Below are 16,267 nucleotides of genomic sequence, written 5' to 3' on the forward strand. Positions count from 1 at the left end.
GCGGGTGGTGAACAGCGAACGGACGCTAGTCGAACAGTGCGGCCACGCTGCTGACCAGGCTGGACACCATCTCGATGGCGACAAAACCGAAGACGATCAGCAGCGCCACGGCGAGCATGACCCCCGCCGCACTCGACGACGGCCGGTTGAACGCCGGCATCGACATCGCCGGCATCCTCGGCAGCCGCCGCCGCTTGACGGGCACGAGATCGACGTCGTCGACGTCGTCTTCGGCGGGCGGAACCGGCCGGAGGGGCCGCATCAGCTGCGGTGGCCGGGTCGGCCAGGTGCGCCGCCGGTTCCGCTGCCGGGGCAGCAGGCCCAGCGGCTGGTCTCCACCCAGGGTGCCCGCCGGCGGGATCGGACCCGGCGCTTTCACACCGGATACCTGGTCCTCGCGGAGCGTCTCCTCGACCATCCGGCGCACGACTTCTTCGTCGGGCTGCACCGGCCCGGCCACCGGCACGGCGGCGAGCTCGTGGCCATTCGGGACCGCGGTGCGCGGCTCGGGCGCCGCGGTGACCAGCCCGGAGACGGGATCCGCGAACATCTCGGCGGGTACTTCGGACAGCGTGCCGTCGCGCTGAGTGAGCTCGGGGCCATTGAAGAAGGGAGCCTCACCGTTCGCGCTCATGGTGACCACCTCACTACTGAATGTCCTCGCCTTTCCAGGGTAGCGACACAGGCGGATAACGCATCCGCCCAATGGCTCTGTCTCCAGTGGAGGATCGGTCACGCAGCGCAAGCGCGCACCCGAACCCCCTGCAGTGTCCAGCCCGCGGGTGGCGGGGTCGACCGCTGATGGTGACAGATCGTGGTGAAACCGGTCACATGGTCGGCTGGGGCACGGTGGCCGGGGGCTGGCCCGGGGTGGCCAGTTTGGCGGTGCGGGCTTGGGGCGCGGATGGGGTGAGCTGGAGGGCCGTGGACGGCTTGGACGGCTTGGTCTTCAAGCCGATCCGGCCGTGCCGCCGGGGTGCACCCAGCCAAGCCACGCGGGCCCTTCTCCCGCTCAGGGCACCTCCTCCTGTCCGAGGTCGATCATCTTCCGGCACCAGTCGCGGAGCATGCCGCGGCTGAAGGGGCTCAGCACCAGCTGGCGGCGGCCTTCGCCTCGGTCGAGCGCCGCCAGGGCGAAGCGGCCCAGGTCCGTGTCGACCAAGACGAAACCGTGGTCCGGGAACTCCGCGCACAGGCCGCCGAAGGCGAGCATGTCCAGGACCGCCGTGCCGGATCTCGGGCGGGCCAGTAGCTCGCGCATTGCGCCCACGTCGTCGTCCTGGCCGTCGTGGACCAGGCCGTCGTCGTCCACCGAGACCCAGATCGCACGGGCCGAATCGCCGTACGGGACCTCGGGGAGCTCGGCCACCAGCATTTCCGGCAGCTCCTCGAAGTCCGCCAGGTGGATCGCCGTGCGGCCGGGCAGCGAGCCCATCATGAACGCCCGCTCGCCGTCGGCGTAGCAGCGGATGTCCGCCACCTCCGGTCCTCCGTCGAACACGCCGCACAGCGCCGCCCGGACCGAACCGCGCAGCATCAGCGACACCACCTCGAAGCCGACCTCGTTGAGCTCGCCGTTCTCGCCGAACGGCGTGCCGTCGATCCAGGCCGCCCACGCCACGTGCCGCTCGACCTCCTCCACCAGGTCCGCCGGGTCGTCCGAGACCGGGCCGTGGACCAGGATCTCGTGGTCGCTGACGTCCGGGTTGTACAGCCGGTCGACCGGCTCGCGGTCCGGCATCGCCGCCAGCACCGGACCCGCGGCCAGTTCGAGCAGCTCCCGGGCCGCCGTGCGCTCAGCCATGGCGTCGCCTCTCGCTCGGACCGGACTCGTCACCCGGGCCGGCCACGGCAGCCGACGGTCGCGGCTCCGGGACGCCGCTGTTCAGCTCCGCCGCCGCGAGGATCGCCTCGCGCACCGTCAGGTCCTTCGAAGCCGCCGCGACCACCCTGTCCACCCCCTCGCCTGTTGTTGTCCGCACCGCCGCTTGCTCAGGCATGCGTCTGCACCGCCTCGACGATCCACTGCTCGGCCGTGCTCCGCGACGCCGGACCCCACGTGACCGTCCAGCGCCCGCTCCGGGCCACCGCGGCGCTGAACTGGTACCGGCCGAGGTCGTTGTCCACCAGCCCGAACGCACCGTGCGGGTACTCGGCCAGGATCGCGTTGCGCACCGCGAGGTCGACCAGCACCGTGCCCAGCCGCGGCCGTGCGGCGCACTCCCGGATCAGCTCGACCGCCCGCTCGCACCGGCGGGGGATCAGCCCGCGCTCGTCGGTCTCGATGCGCAGGTGCTCCCCCGGCCCCGGCGGCCGGTCGGGCAGCCCGTCGAACACCCAGCCCGGCAGCTCGCTGAGGAAGCCCGACCGCAGCCGCGCGCGGTTGCCCAGCTTGTGCAGGACCGTGGTGTAGTCCTCGTCGCCGAAGAACCGGACCTCCCACGGCTTGGCCCGGGCCGGGAAGACTCCGGTGACCACGCCGCGGATGAATCCACCGCGCAGCGCCCGGTACAGCCCGACGGCTTCCGCGGTGACCTCGCCACCCGGCGCCAGGCCGATCGCCGCCATGCCGGCGACGAACCGCGTGTACTGCTCCACCTCGTCCGCGAGGCTCCGCTCGACCGGCGGCGAGGAGCGACGACCCGGCAGCGGTCCGGTGTCCGCCAGCACCGGCGGGATCTCGAACTCGGGGTCGTAGAACTCCATCACCGAGGGCCGCTCCGGCACCTCGGCCGACAGCGGGGCGATGACCTCGTCGATGACGTCGAAGACGGCGACTGAGTTGCTCACCCTTAGATTCAACACCCTGGCACCGACAATTTCTCGCACATGTGTTCGAGCGGGTGAGATCGGGCGTCGAGCGGTCGCCGAGCGGCTCACGCATGCTCCGGCACCCGCCCCTCGACGAACTCCGCGAGCCGCTCCACGCTGCCGGGCAGCCACCAGAGCCGGCGGTGGCCGCCCCGGCGTCTGCCCAGCGCCGCCAGGTGACGCCCACGGTCGTCGTCGACGAACGCCAGCATCTCCCACGGCTGCCTCGAGCCGTCACGCACGATGTCGATCTGGACGGTGCCGAGCCGGGGCCGCCGCAGGTCGTCCAGCACGTCGAGGACGAGACACTCCTGCTCGGGCTCGAACACGCCGTGCTCGTCGGCGTCGAGGTACAGCCCCTCGCCCGGCGCCGGCGGAAGCGGAGCCAGGCGGCCGAACGCCGGACGGAGCAGCTCCGCGACCGAGCCCGGCGAAGGCCCGGACAGGCGCAGGCCGTCCCCGGCGATGCCGAACCTCGTCCGGTCGTCGAAGAACGCCGACGTCCACGGCTCGCCCGCCATCGCGACGGCCACGCCGCAGAGGCCGCCGCTCCCGATGAAGCCGGGCAGCGAATCCATCAGGTCCATGGCGGTGGCACTGCCGGCGGCCGCCGCCCGGACCGGCTTCAGGATCTTCGTGGTCACCGCGTGCACGGTGCGTGGTGTTTTGGTCACGCATCCATGGAACCCGGGACCACCGACAATTTCCCGAACATTCGTTCGAGGTGTCACCTGAAAGTGTGACGTCGGAGGCCTCCCCACCAGCAGGCGGGGAGGCCTTCGACGGGAACCTACTTGGCCTTCGTCGCGGTCGAGCCGGAGCGCTTGGTCGTGGTCGACTTCGCGGCGGCCGCCTTCTTGGTCGTGCCCGCCTTGACCGTCTTGGCCGTCGTCGAAGCCGGCTTGCGCGCCGGCGCCTTCCGCTTCGGCGCCGGGCCCTTGGCCCGCTTCTCCGCCAGCAGCTCGGCCGCCCGCTCCGTGGTCAGCGACTCGATTTCGTCGCCCTTCCGCAGGGTCGCGTTGTACTCGCCGTCGGTGACGTACGGGCCGAACCGGCCGTCCTTGACCACCATCGGCTTCTTCGACACCGGGTCCTCGCCGAGCTCCTTGAGCGGCGGCTTCGCCGTGGCGGACCGGCCGCGTTGCTTCGGCTCCGAGTAGATCTTCAGCGCTTCTTCGAGGGTGATCGAGAAGAGCTGATCCTCGGTCGAGAGCGAACGCGAGTCCGTGCCCTTCTTGAGGTACGGCCCGTAGCGCCCGTTCTGCGCCGTGATCTCGTCCCCGGACTCCGGGTCCTTGCCGACCACTCGCGGCAGCGAAAGCAGCTTCAGCGCGTCTTCCAGCGTGATGGTCTCGATGTCCATCGACTTGAACAGCGAGCCCGTACGCGGCTTCGGCGCCTTCGCCTTCGCGGACTTCTTCTGCGCGGCCGTGGCGTCCTCGGGGATCTCGATCTCGGGCAGCACCTCGGTCACGTACGGCCCGAAGCGGCCTTCCTTCGCCACGATTTCGTGCCCGCTCACCGGGTCGGTGCCCAGCGTGCGGCCCTCCTGCGGGGTCGCGAACAGCTTCTCCGCGATCTCTCGCGTGAGCTCGTCCGGCGGCAGGTCCTCCGGCAGGTTCGCGCGCTGCGAGTTCCCGTCGACCTCGCGCTCCAGGTACGGCCCGTAGCGGCCGACGCGGACCACAACGGTGTGCCCGTTCTCGTCGCTGAACAGCGGGATCGAGTTGATCTCCCGCGCGTCGATGTCCTCGACGCTGCCCTCGACCAGCTTCTTCAGCCCGCCCAGGCGGCCGATCGAGCCGTCGACGCCCATGTCGCCGCCGAAGTAGAACTTCGACAGCCACTGCGCGCGCTGCTCGTCGCCGGCCGCGATGCGGTCGAGCTCGTCTTCCATGCCGGCGGTGAAGTCGTAGTCGACCAGCCGCTCGAAGTGCCGTTCCATCAGGCCGATCACGGCGAACGCGACCCACGACGGAACGAGCGCGGAGCCCTTCTTCCAGACGTAGCCGCGGTCCTGGATCGTCTTGATGATCGACGCGTACGTCGACGGGCGGCCGATGCCCAGCTCTTCCAGCTTGCTGACCAGGCTCGGCTCGGAGTACCGGGCCGGCGGCGACGTCGTGTGGCCGTCCGGGCTCAGCTCGGCCGCCGTCAGCGCCTGGTCCTTCTCCAGCACCGGCAGGCGGCTCTGCTTGTCGTCGGCCTCGCCACCGGTCTCGGTGTCGACCGCCTCGACGTACGCCTTCAGGAAGCCCGCGAAGGTGATCGTGCGGCCCGAAGCGGCGAAGGTGCACTCCTCGCCCGAGGTCGCGTTGCCGACGATGCGCACGGACATCGTGGTGCCCTTGGCGTCCGCCATCTGCGACGCGATCGTGCGCTGCCAGATCATCTCGTAGAGGCGGAACTCGTCGGTGTCCAGCTCGCCCGCGACCTGGCCCGGCGTGCGGAAGACCTCACCCGACGGCCGGATCGCCTCGTGGGCCTCCTGCGCGTTCTTCACCTTGCGCGTGTACTGGCGCGGCGACGGCGAGACGTACTCCTTGCCGTACAGCTGCGTGGCCTGGCTGCGCGCGGCCGAGATCGCCGACTCCGACAGCGTCGTGGAGTCGGTACGCATATAAGTGATGTAACCGTTTTCGTACAGCTTCTGCGCGATCCGCATGGTGCGCTCCGAGGTGAACCGCATCTTGCGGCCCGCCTCCTGCTGCAGCGTCGAGGTCATGAAGGGCGCGTACGGCTTGCGCGTGTACGGCTTCTCTTCGACGCTCGCGACCTTGAAGTCACGCTGCTTGAGCCCCTCGGCGAGGCGCCGCGCGTCGGCTTCCGCCAGCACGCGGATCTCGTGGTTCGAGGACTTGAGCTGCCCGTCCGAACCGAAGTCGCGGCCCGTGGCGAGGCGAGCGCCGTCCACGGCCACCAGGCGAGCCGAGAAGGTGCGCGGCGACGCCTCTTCGCCCGCGTCCATCGTGGCGGAAACGTCCCAGTAGGACGCCGACGTGAAGCGCATCCGCTCGCGTTCGCGCTCGACGACGATCCGGGTCGCCACCGACTGCACGCGGCCCGCCGAAAGTTTCGGCATGACCTTCTTCCACAGCACCGGCGAGACCTCGTAGCCGTAGAGGCGGTCGAGGATGCGGCGGGTCTCCTGGGCGTCGACGAGGTCGGCGTCCAGCTCACGGGTCGAGTCGGCGGCCGCGCGGATGGCCTGCTCGGTGACCTCGTGGAAGACCATCCGGCGGACCGGGACCTTCGGCTTCAGCGTCTCGAGGAGGTGCCACGCGATGGCCTCGCCCTCGCGGTCGGGGTCCGTCGCGAGGTAGAGCTCGTCGACGTCCTTCAGCAGGCTCTTGAGCTCGGTGACCTTCGACTTTTTGTCCGGGGTGACCACGTAGAGGGCCTTGAAGCCGTTGTCGACGTCGACCCCGAGCCGCGCCCACGCCTCGCCCTTGTACTGGGCGGGCACGTCGGCGGCACCACGCGGCAGGTCGCGGATGTGCCCGACGGAGGACTCGACGACATAACCGCCGCCCAGGTAGGGGGCGATCTTGCGGGCCTTGGTCGGCGACTCGACGATCACCAGCCGCCGGTGCCCGGCGCCCTTGTCCGCCGAGTCTCCGGTCTTCTTGGTCCGTGCTCCTGCCACGCTGTCCTGCTCTCCGCTCATCTCGTCCCACCGCCGCGGGACTGCACCACGTCCCTGCCAGGGCCCGTGTCTCGACCTGCCAGTGTGCACGCTGTTCCCCGCCGGACGGCGCGGAGGTGGCCCAACACGCCGCCGGTCCTGTGCCCAGCGCATCGCCGCTGACCTCGACGATGTTTCCCCAACGTACCTGCCAAGTGATTTCGGCCACGTCCCGCGCAGCCTAGCGGGTGACCGTCCGGATACCCTCCGTTCGACGGTGGTGGGCGCGGGGAGGTGACCGCTTCACTGGTTTCCCCGTCCAGCCGAAAGGACCCGCCATGACCCGACGCCTGCTCGGCGCCCTGTTCACCGCCGCGACCGCCACAGTATTACTGGGGGTCACACCGGCGAACGCGGCCGCGGCGAACTTCGCCGGCACCGTGGCCCTGTCCAACTGCTCGGGGTCGGTGGTCAAGCCCGCCGCGACGCCCGACACCGCACCGGCGCTCGTCATGTCCAACGGGCACTGCCTCGAGACCGGTTTCCCGGCGCCGGGCCAGGTGATCACCAACCGCGCGTCCAGCCGGACGTTCACGCTGCTCACCGCCAGCGGCAGCAACAAGGCCACGCTCCGGGCCAAGAAGATCGTCTACGGCACGATGACCGACACCGACGTGTCGCTCTACCAGCTCACCACCACCTACGCGCAGATCAAGGCGAACTACGGGATCGCGCCGCTGGAGCTGTCCAACGCCCACCCGTCGGCCGGGGCGGCGATCGACGTCGTTTCGGGTTACTGGAAGCGCATCTACTCCTGCAACATCGACGGCTTCGTCTACCGGCTGAAGGAGGGCAGCTGGACCTGGAAGGACTCGATCCGCTACACCTCCGCCTGCCAGACCATCGGCGGCACTTCCGGCTCGCCGATCATCTCCGGCGGCAAGGTCGTCGGCGTGAACAACACCGGCAACGAGGACGGCGAACGCTGCACGGACAACAACCCGTGCGAGGTCGACCAGGCCGGCAACGTCACGGTGCGCTACAAGACGAACTACGGCCAGGAGACCTACGGCATCCCGGCCTGCCTCACCGCGGCCAACGAAATCGCGCTAACCCAGGCCGGCTGCACGCTGCCCCGGCCCTGACGCGGCTCCCGCACCCGGTCAAGCCGTGCTCGTCACGGCCTCCGGGTGCGGGACCGGTTGCGGCGCCGCGCCCGGCCACGCCGCTTCGGCGCCGGGTGGCGGCTCCCCGATCAGCTCCAGCAGCGCCTCCAACCGGCGTTTCCCGGTCACCCTGACGGCCGGGACCTCGGCCTTCGGGCCGGTCAGCTTCGCCGCGACGCCCAACGGCGTCAGCGCTTCGACCAGCCGCTCGTGCATGCCCGGCGCGAGCGGATCGACGCCGAGCAGGTAGCCCTGCGTGCCGGGACGGCCGCCGGCCAGCGCCCACATCCGCAGCATCGCCCCGCTCAGCCGGAACCCGTCCGGCAGCGCCTTGCCCGAGTCGTCCTCGACCGGGCCCGCGCAGCCCTCACGCAGCCACCGCACCGCCAGCGGGAGCAGGTCGACCCGGAACGACGTGCGCACCTGCGGACGGCCGCAGTCGGCCTTCGACACCTGGGCGTCCGCGCCACGGCAGCGGAACTCGCGCACCAGGACGTGGGCGCGCCACGGCTCCTCGACGACCACCGAGAGCCGGGCGGCGGTGCGCCCGAAACCGGTGATCTGGCCGTGGCAGCACAACAGGCCGGCCAGGTCGCCCAGGCCCGGCCCGCTGGCCTCGGCGGAGAAGAGCGAGATCGTCCGATCCACCGCGCCATACTAGAACACAAGTTCGAACAACGGCAGGTCTGGCGCGGATCTTCAGCCGGCAGGCTGATCCAGCCGGCGGCAGGCCGGCGCGCGCTGTTCGGCCGCGGCCAGCGCCGGGACGTCCTGGAGGCCCTTGAGGTAGTCGAGCGCGTCGATGCGGTCGAGCGTCGCCCTGGCCGCGCCGAGCGCGTCCTTCGTCGCCGCCGCGTCACCGCGAGCCGCTTCGATGCGCCGGCGCGCGTTCTCGGCCTCCGCGCGGATATCGGTGAACTGGCCGATGACGTCCCTGCGGCCGCCGTCCGCCGACGGCACCGGCGGCGCACCGAGCGCGTTCAGCCCGGCCAGGCTCCGGTCGAGCCCGCCGACCACCGAGGAAAGCAGATCGCCGGAAGTCCGGGACGCCTGCTGCGGCGTGCTGGGATCGACGGCAGGCAGGGCCGCGAGCGCGCGGACCAGGTGCGTCACGGCGTCGCAGTAACCGCCCGCCCACCTCGCCGCGGGATCGGCCTGGGGTACCGAAGTCGTCACCGGCAGCTGCTGCTCCCGCGGCGGCGACGGCACCGGCGACGGCTGACCGCACCCGGCGAGACCGAGGGCGATCGTCGTGGTCAGCGCGGCGAAAACGGTGGACCGCTGCCGCACCCGCGTACCTCCCGCCCGATGACGTCCCGGCAGGCCCGACGGTACCGACTCGGTGCTGCTTCGCAAGTCGCCGGGCCTTTCTGGGATGCCCGGGCAAACCCCGGGCCCGGTACGCGTCACCGCGTACCGGGCCCGGGGTCGCCTGGAGCCGGGAACTCAGGCCTGGATCTCGGCCGGGGTGTCGGAAAGGACCGTCCCCCGCCGCTTCGAGACCACGATCGCCGCCACGATGATGGCGACCGCCACCAGCGAGATGATGATGCGCACCGCGGTGTTCTCGTCCGGGCCGATCGAGAACTGCACGACGGCCGGCGCGATCAGCACGGAGACCAGGTTCATCACCTTGATCAGCGGGTTGATCGCCGGGCCGGCGGTGTCCTTGAACGGGTCACCCACGGTGTCACCGATGATGGTGGCCTCGTGCGCGGACGAGCCCTTGCCGCCGTGGTTGCCGTCTTCGACCAGCTTCTTCGCGTTGTCCCACGCGCCACCGGAGTTGGCGAGGAAGATCGCCATCAGGGTGCCGCAGGCGATCGCGCCGGCCAGGTAGCCGGCGAGCGCGCCGGTGCCCAGGCCGAAACCGACCGCGATCGGGGCGAAGACGGCCAGCAGACCCGGCGTCGTCAGCTCACGCAGCGAGTCGCGCGTGACGATGTCGACGACCTTGCCGTACTCGGGACGGGTGGTGCCCTCCATGATCCCCGGGATGTCGCGGAACTGGCGGCGCACTTCGTAGACGACCGCGCCGGCGGCCCGGGACACCGCGTTGACCGCGAGACCGGAGAACATGAACACGACGGCCGCACCGATGATGACGCCGACCAGCGTGTTCGGGCTGACGATCGAGTTGACGAACGACTTGGTCTCGTCGAGGCCCGTCGCCACCCCGTTGCCCATGCCCGTCAGCGTCTTCTGGATCGCGTCGGAGTAGGAGCCGAACAGCGCCGTCGCCGCGAGGACCGCCGTGGCGATCGCGATGCCCTTGGTGATGGCCTTGGTCGTGTTGCCGACCGCGTCCAGCTCGGTGAGGATCTGCGCGGCCTTCTCGTCGACGTCGCCCGACATCTCGGCGATGCCCTGTGCGTTGTCCGAAACCGGGCCGAAGGTGTCCATCGCGACGATGACGCCGACGGTGGTCAGCAGACCGGTACCGGCCAGCGCCACGGCGAACAGCGCGACACCGCCGCCGAGCAGGTACGCGCCGAACACGGCCGCACCGATCACCAGCGCGGTGTACACCGCGGACTCGAAGCCGACCGAGATGCCGGAGAGGATGACGGTCGCGCCGCCGGTCTCCGACGTCTGCGCGACGTCCTTCACCGGCTTGTACTCGGTGCCGGTGTAGTAGCCGGTCAGCTTCAGGATCACCGCGGCGAGCACGATGCCGATGATCACCGCGATGGTCGCGATGACCGCCGGGTTGCCCGAGTTCTCGTAACCCGCGCCGAAGTCGGCGAAGCTGCTCGGCAAGTACACGAACGCCGCGATCGCCGACAAGACGGCGGAGATGACCGCGGAGATGTAGAACGAGCGGTTGATCGTGACGAGGCCACCTTCGCCCGCGCGCGCCTTCGTGATGTAGACACCGATCACCGCGGTGATCACGCCGATGGCCGGCACGATCAGCGGGAAGATCAGGCCGTGCACGCCGAAGGCGGTGCTGCCGAGGATCAGGGCGGCGACGAGCATGACCGCGTAGGACTCGAAGAGGTCGGCGGCCATGCCGGCACAGTCACCGACGTTGTCGCCCACGTTGTCCGCGATGGTCGCGGCGTTGCGGGGGTCGTCCTCCGGGATGCCCTGCTCGACCTTGCCGACCAGGTCCGCGCCGACGTCGGCGGCCTTGGTGAAGATACCGCCGCCGACACGCATGAACATCGCGATCAGCGCGGCGCCGAAACCGAAGCCCTCCAGCACCTTGGGCGCCTGGCCGGTGTACACCAGCACGACGACCGCGGCGCCGAAGAGGCCGAGACCGACGGTGATCATGCCGACCACACCACCGGTGCGGAACGCCACGCGCATCGCGATCTCGCGGCCGCCTTCCTCGCGCGACGCGGCGGCCACGCGCAGGTTCGCCTGCGTGGCCAGCCACATGCCGAGGTAACCGATCGCGAACGAGAACGCCGCACCGACCAGGAAGAAGATCGAACGGCCGATCTTCTCGTTCCAGTCGTCGGCGGGAAGTGCGAAGAGCAGGAGGAACACGATCACGCCGAAAATGGCGAGGGTGTTCCGTTGCCGCTTGAGGTACGCGGCCGCGCCTTCCTGCACCGCCTTGGCGATGTCCTGCATCTTGGCGGTGCCCTGGCCTGCGGCCAGCACCTCCTTGAGCAAGACGTAGCCGATGACGAGTGCGGCAAGCGCGACCACGGCGACTACACCGACAATCGTGTAGCCACCTCCGGAGAGCGTGATGTTGCCGCCCTCCGCGAGGAACTGCCGTGACATTCGTCCTCCATGAGACGTCGCCGTGCGCCAGCGTCGACGGCAAGCCGAGGGTTCGACACGGCCGGCGCTGGCATGGACCCTGTACCGAGCGACACGCTAGCCGGGCAGCAATGCACGTCTCACATGACGCTCACCACAGAGGGTGTGGATTGCGGGAGTGTATTGGTATCGCAACCTGCGTCTTCACGCCGTCCCGGTCACGGTACATTCCGTTACCTTGTGAGCCTCCTCACTTGATCGATCACTCTTCCGCCGATCCGTTGGCGCAGTTGAGGATGCCGGAACTGTCGGACCCCTGTGCCAAGCTCGGCGGGTGGACGAATCACGTGGGCAGCGGCTGCTGAGGCGGGTGACCGCCGGGATCCCGTCGCGCGAGCACCCGGTCACGCACGTCGCGGACCTGCCGGGCCGCGCCGCGCGCTACGCAGAGTGGCCGCCGTGGGCGGATCCGGCGGTTGTCGCTGCGCTGCGTGACTGCGGCGTCTCGGCTCCCTGGGCGCACCAGGCCGAGGCGGCTTCGCACGCGTACGAGGGCCGTCACGTCGTGATTTCGACCGGGACGGCCTCGGGCAAGTCGCTCGCCTACCAGCTGCCGGTGCTGTCCCGGCTGGCCGCGGGCGAGAAGGCGAACGCGCTGTACCTGTCGCCGACGAAGGCGCTGGGTGCCGACCAGCTGCGCGCGGTGTCCTCTTTGGACGTGCCCGGCGTGCGGGCGGCAGCGTTCGACGGCGACACGCCGATGGCCGAGCGCGACTGGGTGCGCGCGCACGCGAACTGGGTGTTCACCAACCCGGACATGCTGCACCGCGGGATCCTCTCGGCGCACGGGCGGTGGGCGACGTTCTTCCGGCGGCTCGGCTGCGTGGTCGTCGACGAGTGCCACAGCTATCGCGGCGTCTTCGGCTCGCACGTCGCCCTGCTGCTTCGCCGGCTTCGGCGGGTTGCCGAGCACTACGGCGCTTCGCCGGTGTTCGTGCTCGCTTCGGCGACGACGGCTTCGCCTGCTTCGTTCGCTTCGCGGTTGACCGGTGTTCCTTGTGTCGCCGTGACGGACGACGCCTCGCCTCGCGGCGCGCGCACGGTCGCGTTGTGGGAGCCGCCGCTGCTGGAGGAGCTGACCGGGGAGAACGGCGCGCCGGTCCGGCGGTCGGCCGGCGCGGAGACGTCGCGGATCCTCGCCGATCTGGTGCTGGAAGGCGCGCGGTCGCTGGCGTTCATCCGGTCGAGGCGGGGCGCGGAGCTGGCCGCGCTGGGTGCGCGTCGCATCTTGTCCGAAGTGGACCCGGTGTTGGCGGGAACCGTTGCGGCGTACAGGTCCGGTTATCTTCCGGAGGAGCGTCGCGCGTTGGAAGCGGCCTTGCTGTCGGGGCGTCTTTTGGGCGTCGCGACGACCAACGCGCTGGAGCTGGGCGTCGACATCGCGGGGCTGGACGCGGTGGTGCTGGCCGGCTACCCGGGCACGCTCGCGTCGTTCTGGCAGCAGGCCGGCCGGGCGGGCCGCTCCGGCGACTCGGCGCTGGTGGTGTTCGTCGCGCGGGACGACCCGCTCGACACCTACCTGGTGCACCACCCGGCGGCGCTGCTTTCGCGGCCGGTGGAGACGGCGGTCCTCGACCCGGCGAACCCGTACGTGCTGGCGCCGCAGCTCGCGTGCGCCGTGGCCGAGCTGCCGCTGACGCTGGCCGAGCTGGAGGTGTTCGGCGGTTCGGCGGCCCGGGAAGTGCTGGCCGAGCTGGCGGAGCAGAAGCTGGTGCGGCGCCGGTCGAGCGGCTGGTACTGGACTTCGCGGGACCGGCCGCACGCCGAGGTCGGCATCCGCGGCACCGGCGGGGAGCAGATCGCGGTCGTCGAGGCCGACTCCGGCCGGATGCTCGGGACGGTCGACCCGGGCTCGGCCTGCTTCGCCGTCCACCCCGGCGCGGTGTACCTGCACCAGGGGTCGTCGTACGTCGTCGACGAGCTGGATCTGGACCAGGGGCTGGCACTGGTGCACGCGGAGAACCCGGACTGGACGACGACACCGCGCGAGGTCGTCGACATCTCGGTGCTGAGCACCCAGGAAAAGCAGGACTACGGCGGGGTCAGCGTCTGCCTCGGCGAGGTGGCCGTGACCTCGCAGGTGGTTGGCTACCTGCGGCGGCGTCCATCGGGTGAAGTGCTGGACCACACGCCGCTCGACCTGCCGGAGCAGAGTCTGCGCACGCGCGCGGTCTGGTACACGGTGTCCGCCGAGCTGCTCGGGCACGAAGAGCCGCGGCGCGCCGGGGGCGGCGAGCGGGTGGGGGCCCGCTCGGCCGCGGGCGTCCGCGATTCCGGTGGTGATGGCGAGGCGGGGACCGGGGGCCATCGGGTGGGGACCGAATCTGCGGGGCCGGTGGGGACCGGGGAGGAGACCCAGGCGAGCGGTCGGGGGCCCGCTCACGAGGGTGGCAGGGCACCGGGGGGTGCCGGATTGGTTCCGGCACGGGTCCCCGGTGCCCTGCATGCCGCCGAGCACGCGGCGATCGGCCTGCTACCGCTGTTCGCTACGTGCGACCGCTGGGACATCGGCGGGGTGAGTACCGCGTGGCACGAAGACACCGGGGAGGCGACGGTGTTCGTGCATGACGGCCATCCCGGGGGTGCGGGATTTGCCGAACGCGGTTATGCCGCGATTGTCCCGTGGCTGGCCGCAACGCGGGAGGCGATCGTCTCCTGCGAGTGCCCGACGGGATGCCCGTCCTGCGTTCAGTCGCCGAAGTGCGGGAACGGCAACGATCCGCTGGACAAGGCGGGGGCGGTGGCTGTTCTGGGAACCGTGCTCGGGGCGTTGCGTCAACACGGCACCTAGAGCGGCCACCTGGTGGCTCATGGAGTTGTGACCTGCTCCGCCCCCCGTCCGGGCTGGGACCGGCCGGGGGCGGTGGTTCGGGTGGTTCAGGCCGCGGAGGTCTGGACCAGCTGGGGCGAGCGCTCGCCGGCCAGTGCCCGCACGAGGACGTCGTGCACCTCGGCGGCGTCCGGCAGCTGCCAGCCGCAGACCTCGGGCTTGACGCGCCAGTGCACAACACCGTGCTGGAACGGCGACGGCGGCAGCGGGATGTAGCTGTCCTTGCCGTGCCACTGGATGGAGGCGCGGGTCTCGAGCTCGGCCGGAACGTGGTCGGCGACGGTGGTGAGGAAGAGCCAGCGGCCGTTCGGCAGCGCGATGATGGGCGCGGGGTGGCCGATGGCGCGCAGGAGACGGCAGGCGCGCTTGCCGAGTTCGTCGTCGACCTCGATGGCGTCGAGCACGGTGCCGGTGGCGACGAGCAGGCTGTGGGTCCGGTCGGAGAACCAGGTGGCGACCTCGTGGGCGTGGGTGCCGAGCTGCTCGCGCCAGGCGTCACTGGCCGGAACCGGACGGCGCCAGGTGAGGTCGTCGCCGTCGGTGAGCGGAGCGGAGTTGACGCCCGGGAGCACCGGCCAGCCACGCCAGGCGAGACCGATCGCCTCCGCCCGCAGTTCGATGCGGAAGGCGCCGCGCCAGCTGTCCGGCCAATTCGCGTCCAACATTCTGTTTCCTGCCTTCAAGTTCCGGTTCTCAGCGACCCGCTAAACCCGGTCGTGGTGTCGCACATCTCACTTAACGGCAAGTTGCACATTGCCCGGAACCCCCACGCGACAACCGGTGGTTACGGGGCGATGAACGCCCGGTGATTCGTACGGCCCGACCGAACCCCCCGGTGCGGATCGACCGCTGAACGGGGCCCGGACGGACCGTTCATCGCGCAAAACCCCAGGATCCGACGGCTTCCGACCGTCCGCCCGGCGGGGTGAGCGCACCGCTTCGGCCCAGGTGAGCAGCCAGTTCGACCGCTCACCGTGCATCAACGACCGCTGCCCGTGACAATCGGCCGCTCATCGTCCGGCCTGACGGAGCAGCCGGTCGTCGCGGCATACCGACCGGTCGGCGTCCGGCGGGCGGCGGTGTGGAGAAGCGCCTTGGTGAGGGGCGGAGTTGCCAGCCGTCAAGGGCGCCCGGCGTCGTTGTCACGGTGGCTTGCCCGTGGGTCCGGCGCGGGCGTGGGCGGACGGGCGTGGCAAGCCGGCCAGGCTGGGGCCGCGTGCCTCGATCTCGACCAAGGCGTCGAGCTGTTGCCATCGGCAGGTCAGGAGCGTCACGCCCATTCGGTCCGCGATCCACCTCGCGCGTTCGCACGCCTGGGTTGGGCCTTCGCTCGCGTGGGAGGCCGCCGCCAGTGCGCCCAGGTCGGCCGCCGACTCTGCTTGGTGGCGGGCGATGACCGCCGCTCCCAGCCACAAGGCCAGTGTTGTTATGCCCGTCAGTGCCGCTACCGCCATTGCCGTCCAGATCGTGGCCGCTCCTCTGTCCGACCTTCTCTCAGCCTCCGGCACGGGCCACCTCCGAGCCTGGCTCGGCCACCGCGTAGGCCGTTGCGCCCAGGTGGATCGCCGGCAGCAGACCGGCCGCGAGGTGGGCCGTCACCTTCACCGTGATCGTGTCGCCGATGTGCTCGACCGCGAGCTCTGCGCCCGGTGGGGCTATCTCGTGGACCGCGGCCGCCGCTTCGTGGGGCTGGCCCCTCGCCAGCAGCCGGGCGGCCTCGCGGGCTGCGTCCGTGCAGCGCAGCTGGCTCGTCAGCACCATGAGGCCCGCTATCAGCAGCACCGTCACCACGGTCAGGCCGGCCAATCCGAGCGCTGCCTCGACGGTCACCGAGCCCTCGTCCCTGCGTCTCATGACGGCACCGTCAAGGCCTTCATGACCAGGTTCGTCAGCCACGAGACGACCGAGTCTCCGGTGAGCAAGGTGTAGAGGACGGCGGCGAAAGCCGCGACGGCGACGGTGACGATGGCGTACTCGACCGTCGTGGAGCCGTCGTCCGAGCGGGGCCGGCGGTGGAACCTGCGCATGGGGTTTCCCTTCAGTACGTGTCCGTGG

16 protein-coding genes are annotated in these 16,267 nt (G+C 70.7%); 2 read left to right on the plus strand and 14 right to left on the minus strand.

All coding sequences use genetic code 11. The annotated features are described in order from the left end of the window. Positions 1–25: 25 nt before the first annotated feature. The 7 genes from Q5425_RS30695 to topA all read right to left on the minus strand — a co-directional run bounded on the left by Q5425_RS30695 (position 26) and on the right by topA (position 6,478). Positions 26–634, minus strand: coding sequence for a hypothetical protein (locus tag Q5425_RS30695; protein WP_308675823.1), 609 nt, complete (start codon positions 632–634; stop codon positions 26–28). A gap of 193 nt (positions 635–827) precedes the next feature. Next, positions 828–995: a hypothetical protein gene (locus Q5425_RS30700; RefSeq protein WP_308675824.1), complete on the minus strand. Its 168-nt coding sequence runs from the start codon at positions 993–995 to the stop codon at positions 828–830. Positions 996–1,012: 17 nt separating this feature from the next. Beyond that, complete coding sequence (locus Q5425_RS30705; protein WP_308675825.1) at positions 1,013–1,804, minus strand: hypothetical protein; 792 nt, start codon at positions 1,802–1,804, stop codon at positions 1,013–1,015. Continuing rightward, positions 1,797–1,958, minus strand: coding sequence for a hypothetical protein (locus Q5425_RS30710; RefSeq protein WP_308675826.1), 162 nt, complete (start codon positions 1,956–1,958; stop codon positions 1,797–1,799). Before Q5425_RS30710 ends, Q5425_RS30705 begins: the two co-directional genes overlap by 8 nt. Before the next feature lie 34 nt (positions 1,959–1,992). Further along, on the minus strand, positions 1,993–2,790 hold the full coding sequence (locus tag Q5425_RS30715) for an ESX secretion-associated protein EspG (RefSeq protein ID WP_308675827.1): 798 nt from the start codon (positions 2,788–2,790) through the stop codon (positions 1,993–1,995). An 86-nt stretch (positions 2,791–2,876) separates the two neighbouring features. After that, complete coding sequence (locus tag Q5425_RS30720; RefSeq protein WP_308675828.1) at positions 2,877–3,485, minus strand: hypothetical protein; 609 nt, start codon at positions 3,483–3,485, stop codon at positions 2,877–2,879. 116 nt (positions 3,486–3,601) lie between these two features. Beyond that, on the minus strand, positions 3,602–6,478 hold the full coding sequence (gene topA, locus Q5425_RS30725) for a type I DNA topoisomerase (RefSeq protein ID WP_308675829.1): 2,877 nt from the start codon (positions 6,476–6,478) through the stop codon (positions 3,602–3,604). Between the two features lie 296 nt (positions 6,479–6,774). On the opposite strand from topA, the gene Q5425_RS30730 reads away from it, so the two are divergent. Then, a complete protein-coding gene (locus tag Q5425_RS30730) occupies positions 6,775–7,581 on the plus strand; it encodes a serine protease (RefSeq protein WP_308675830.1) in 807 nt (268 codons plus the stop codon). A gap of 18 nt (positions 7,582–7,599) precedes the next feature. On the opposite strand, the gene Q5425_RS30735 is transcribed toward Q5425_RS30730, so the two are convergent. From Q5425_RS30735 to Q5425_RS30745, 3 genes are all read right to left on the minus strand, one after another. After that, entirely contained in the window at positions 7,600–8,250 is a 651-nt protein-coding gene (locus Q5425_RS30735; protein ID WP_308675831.1) for a hypothetical protein, read from the minus strand. 51 nt (positions 8,251–8,301) lie between these two features. Then, the gene (locus Q5425_RS30740) at positions 8,302–8,892 is read right to left on the minus strand and encodes a hypothetical protein (RefSeq protein WP_308675832.1); all 591 of its coding nucleotides are present in this window, start codon (positions 8,890–8,892) and stop codon (positions 8,302–8,304) included. 156 nt (positions 8,893–9,048) lie between these two features. After that, positions 9,049–11,343: a sodium-translocating pyrophosphatase gene (locus Q5425_RS30745; RefSeq protein WP_308675833.1), complete on the minus strand. Its 2,295-nt coding sequence runs from the start codon at positions 11,341–11,343 to the stop codon at positions 9,049–9,051. A gap of 349 nt (positions 11,344–11,692) precedes the next feature. On the opposite strand from Q5425_RS30745, the gene Q5425_RS30750 reads away from it, so the two are divergent. Further along, on the plus strand, positions 11,693–14,173 hold the full coding sequence (locus tag Q5425_RS30750; protein ID WP_308675955.1) for a DEAD/DEAH box helicase: 2,481 nt from the start codon (positions 11,693–11,695) through the stop codon (positions 14,171–14,173). An 86-nt stretch (positions 14,174–14,259) separates the two neighbouring features. Here the strand turns inward: Q5425_RS30750 and Q5425_RS30755 are convergent, their stop codons facing one another. The 4 genes from Q5425_RS30755 to Q5425_RS30770 all read right to left on the minus strand — a co-directional run bounded on the left by Q5425_RS30755 (position 14,260) and on the right by Q5425_RS30770 (position 16,239). Then, the gene (locus Q5425_RS30755; protein ID WP_308675834.1) at positions 14,260–14,877 is read right to left on the minus strand and encodes a bifunctional DNA primase/polymerase; all 618 of its coding nucleotides are present in this window, start codon (positions 14,875–14,877) and stop codon (positions 14,260–14,262) included. A 477-nt stretch (positions 14,878–15,354) separates the two neighbouring features. Next, on the minus strand, positions 15,355–15,720 hold the full coding sequence (locus tag Q5425_RS30760; protein ID WP_308675835.1) for an Rv3654c family TadE-like protein: 366 nt from the start codon (positions 15,718–15,720) through the stop codon (positions 15,355–15,357). Beyond that, entirely contained in the window at positions 15,707–16,066 is a 360-nt protein-coding gene (locus Q5425_RS30765) for a TadE family type IV pilus minor pilin (protein ID WP_308675836.1), read from the minus strand. The genes Q5425_RS30760 and Q5425_RS30765 overlap by 14 nt, the downstream gene beginning before the upstream one ends. Further along, entirely contained in the window at positions 16,063–16,239 is a 177-nt protein-coding gene (locus Q5425_RS30770) for a DUF4244 domain-containing protein (protein WP_308675837.1), read from the minus strand. The genes Q5425_RS30765 and Q5425_RS30770 overlap by 4 nt, the downstream gene beginning before the upstream one ends. Positions 16,240–16,267: the final 28 nt, after the last annotated feature.

Source organism: Amycolatopsis sp. A133 (assembly GCF_031082405.1).
Classification (GTDB): Bacteria; Actinomycetota; Actinomycetes; order Mycobacteriales; family Pseudonocardiaceae; genus Amycolatopsis.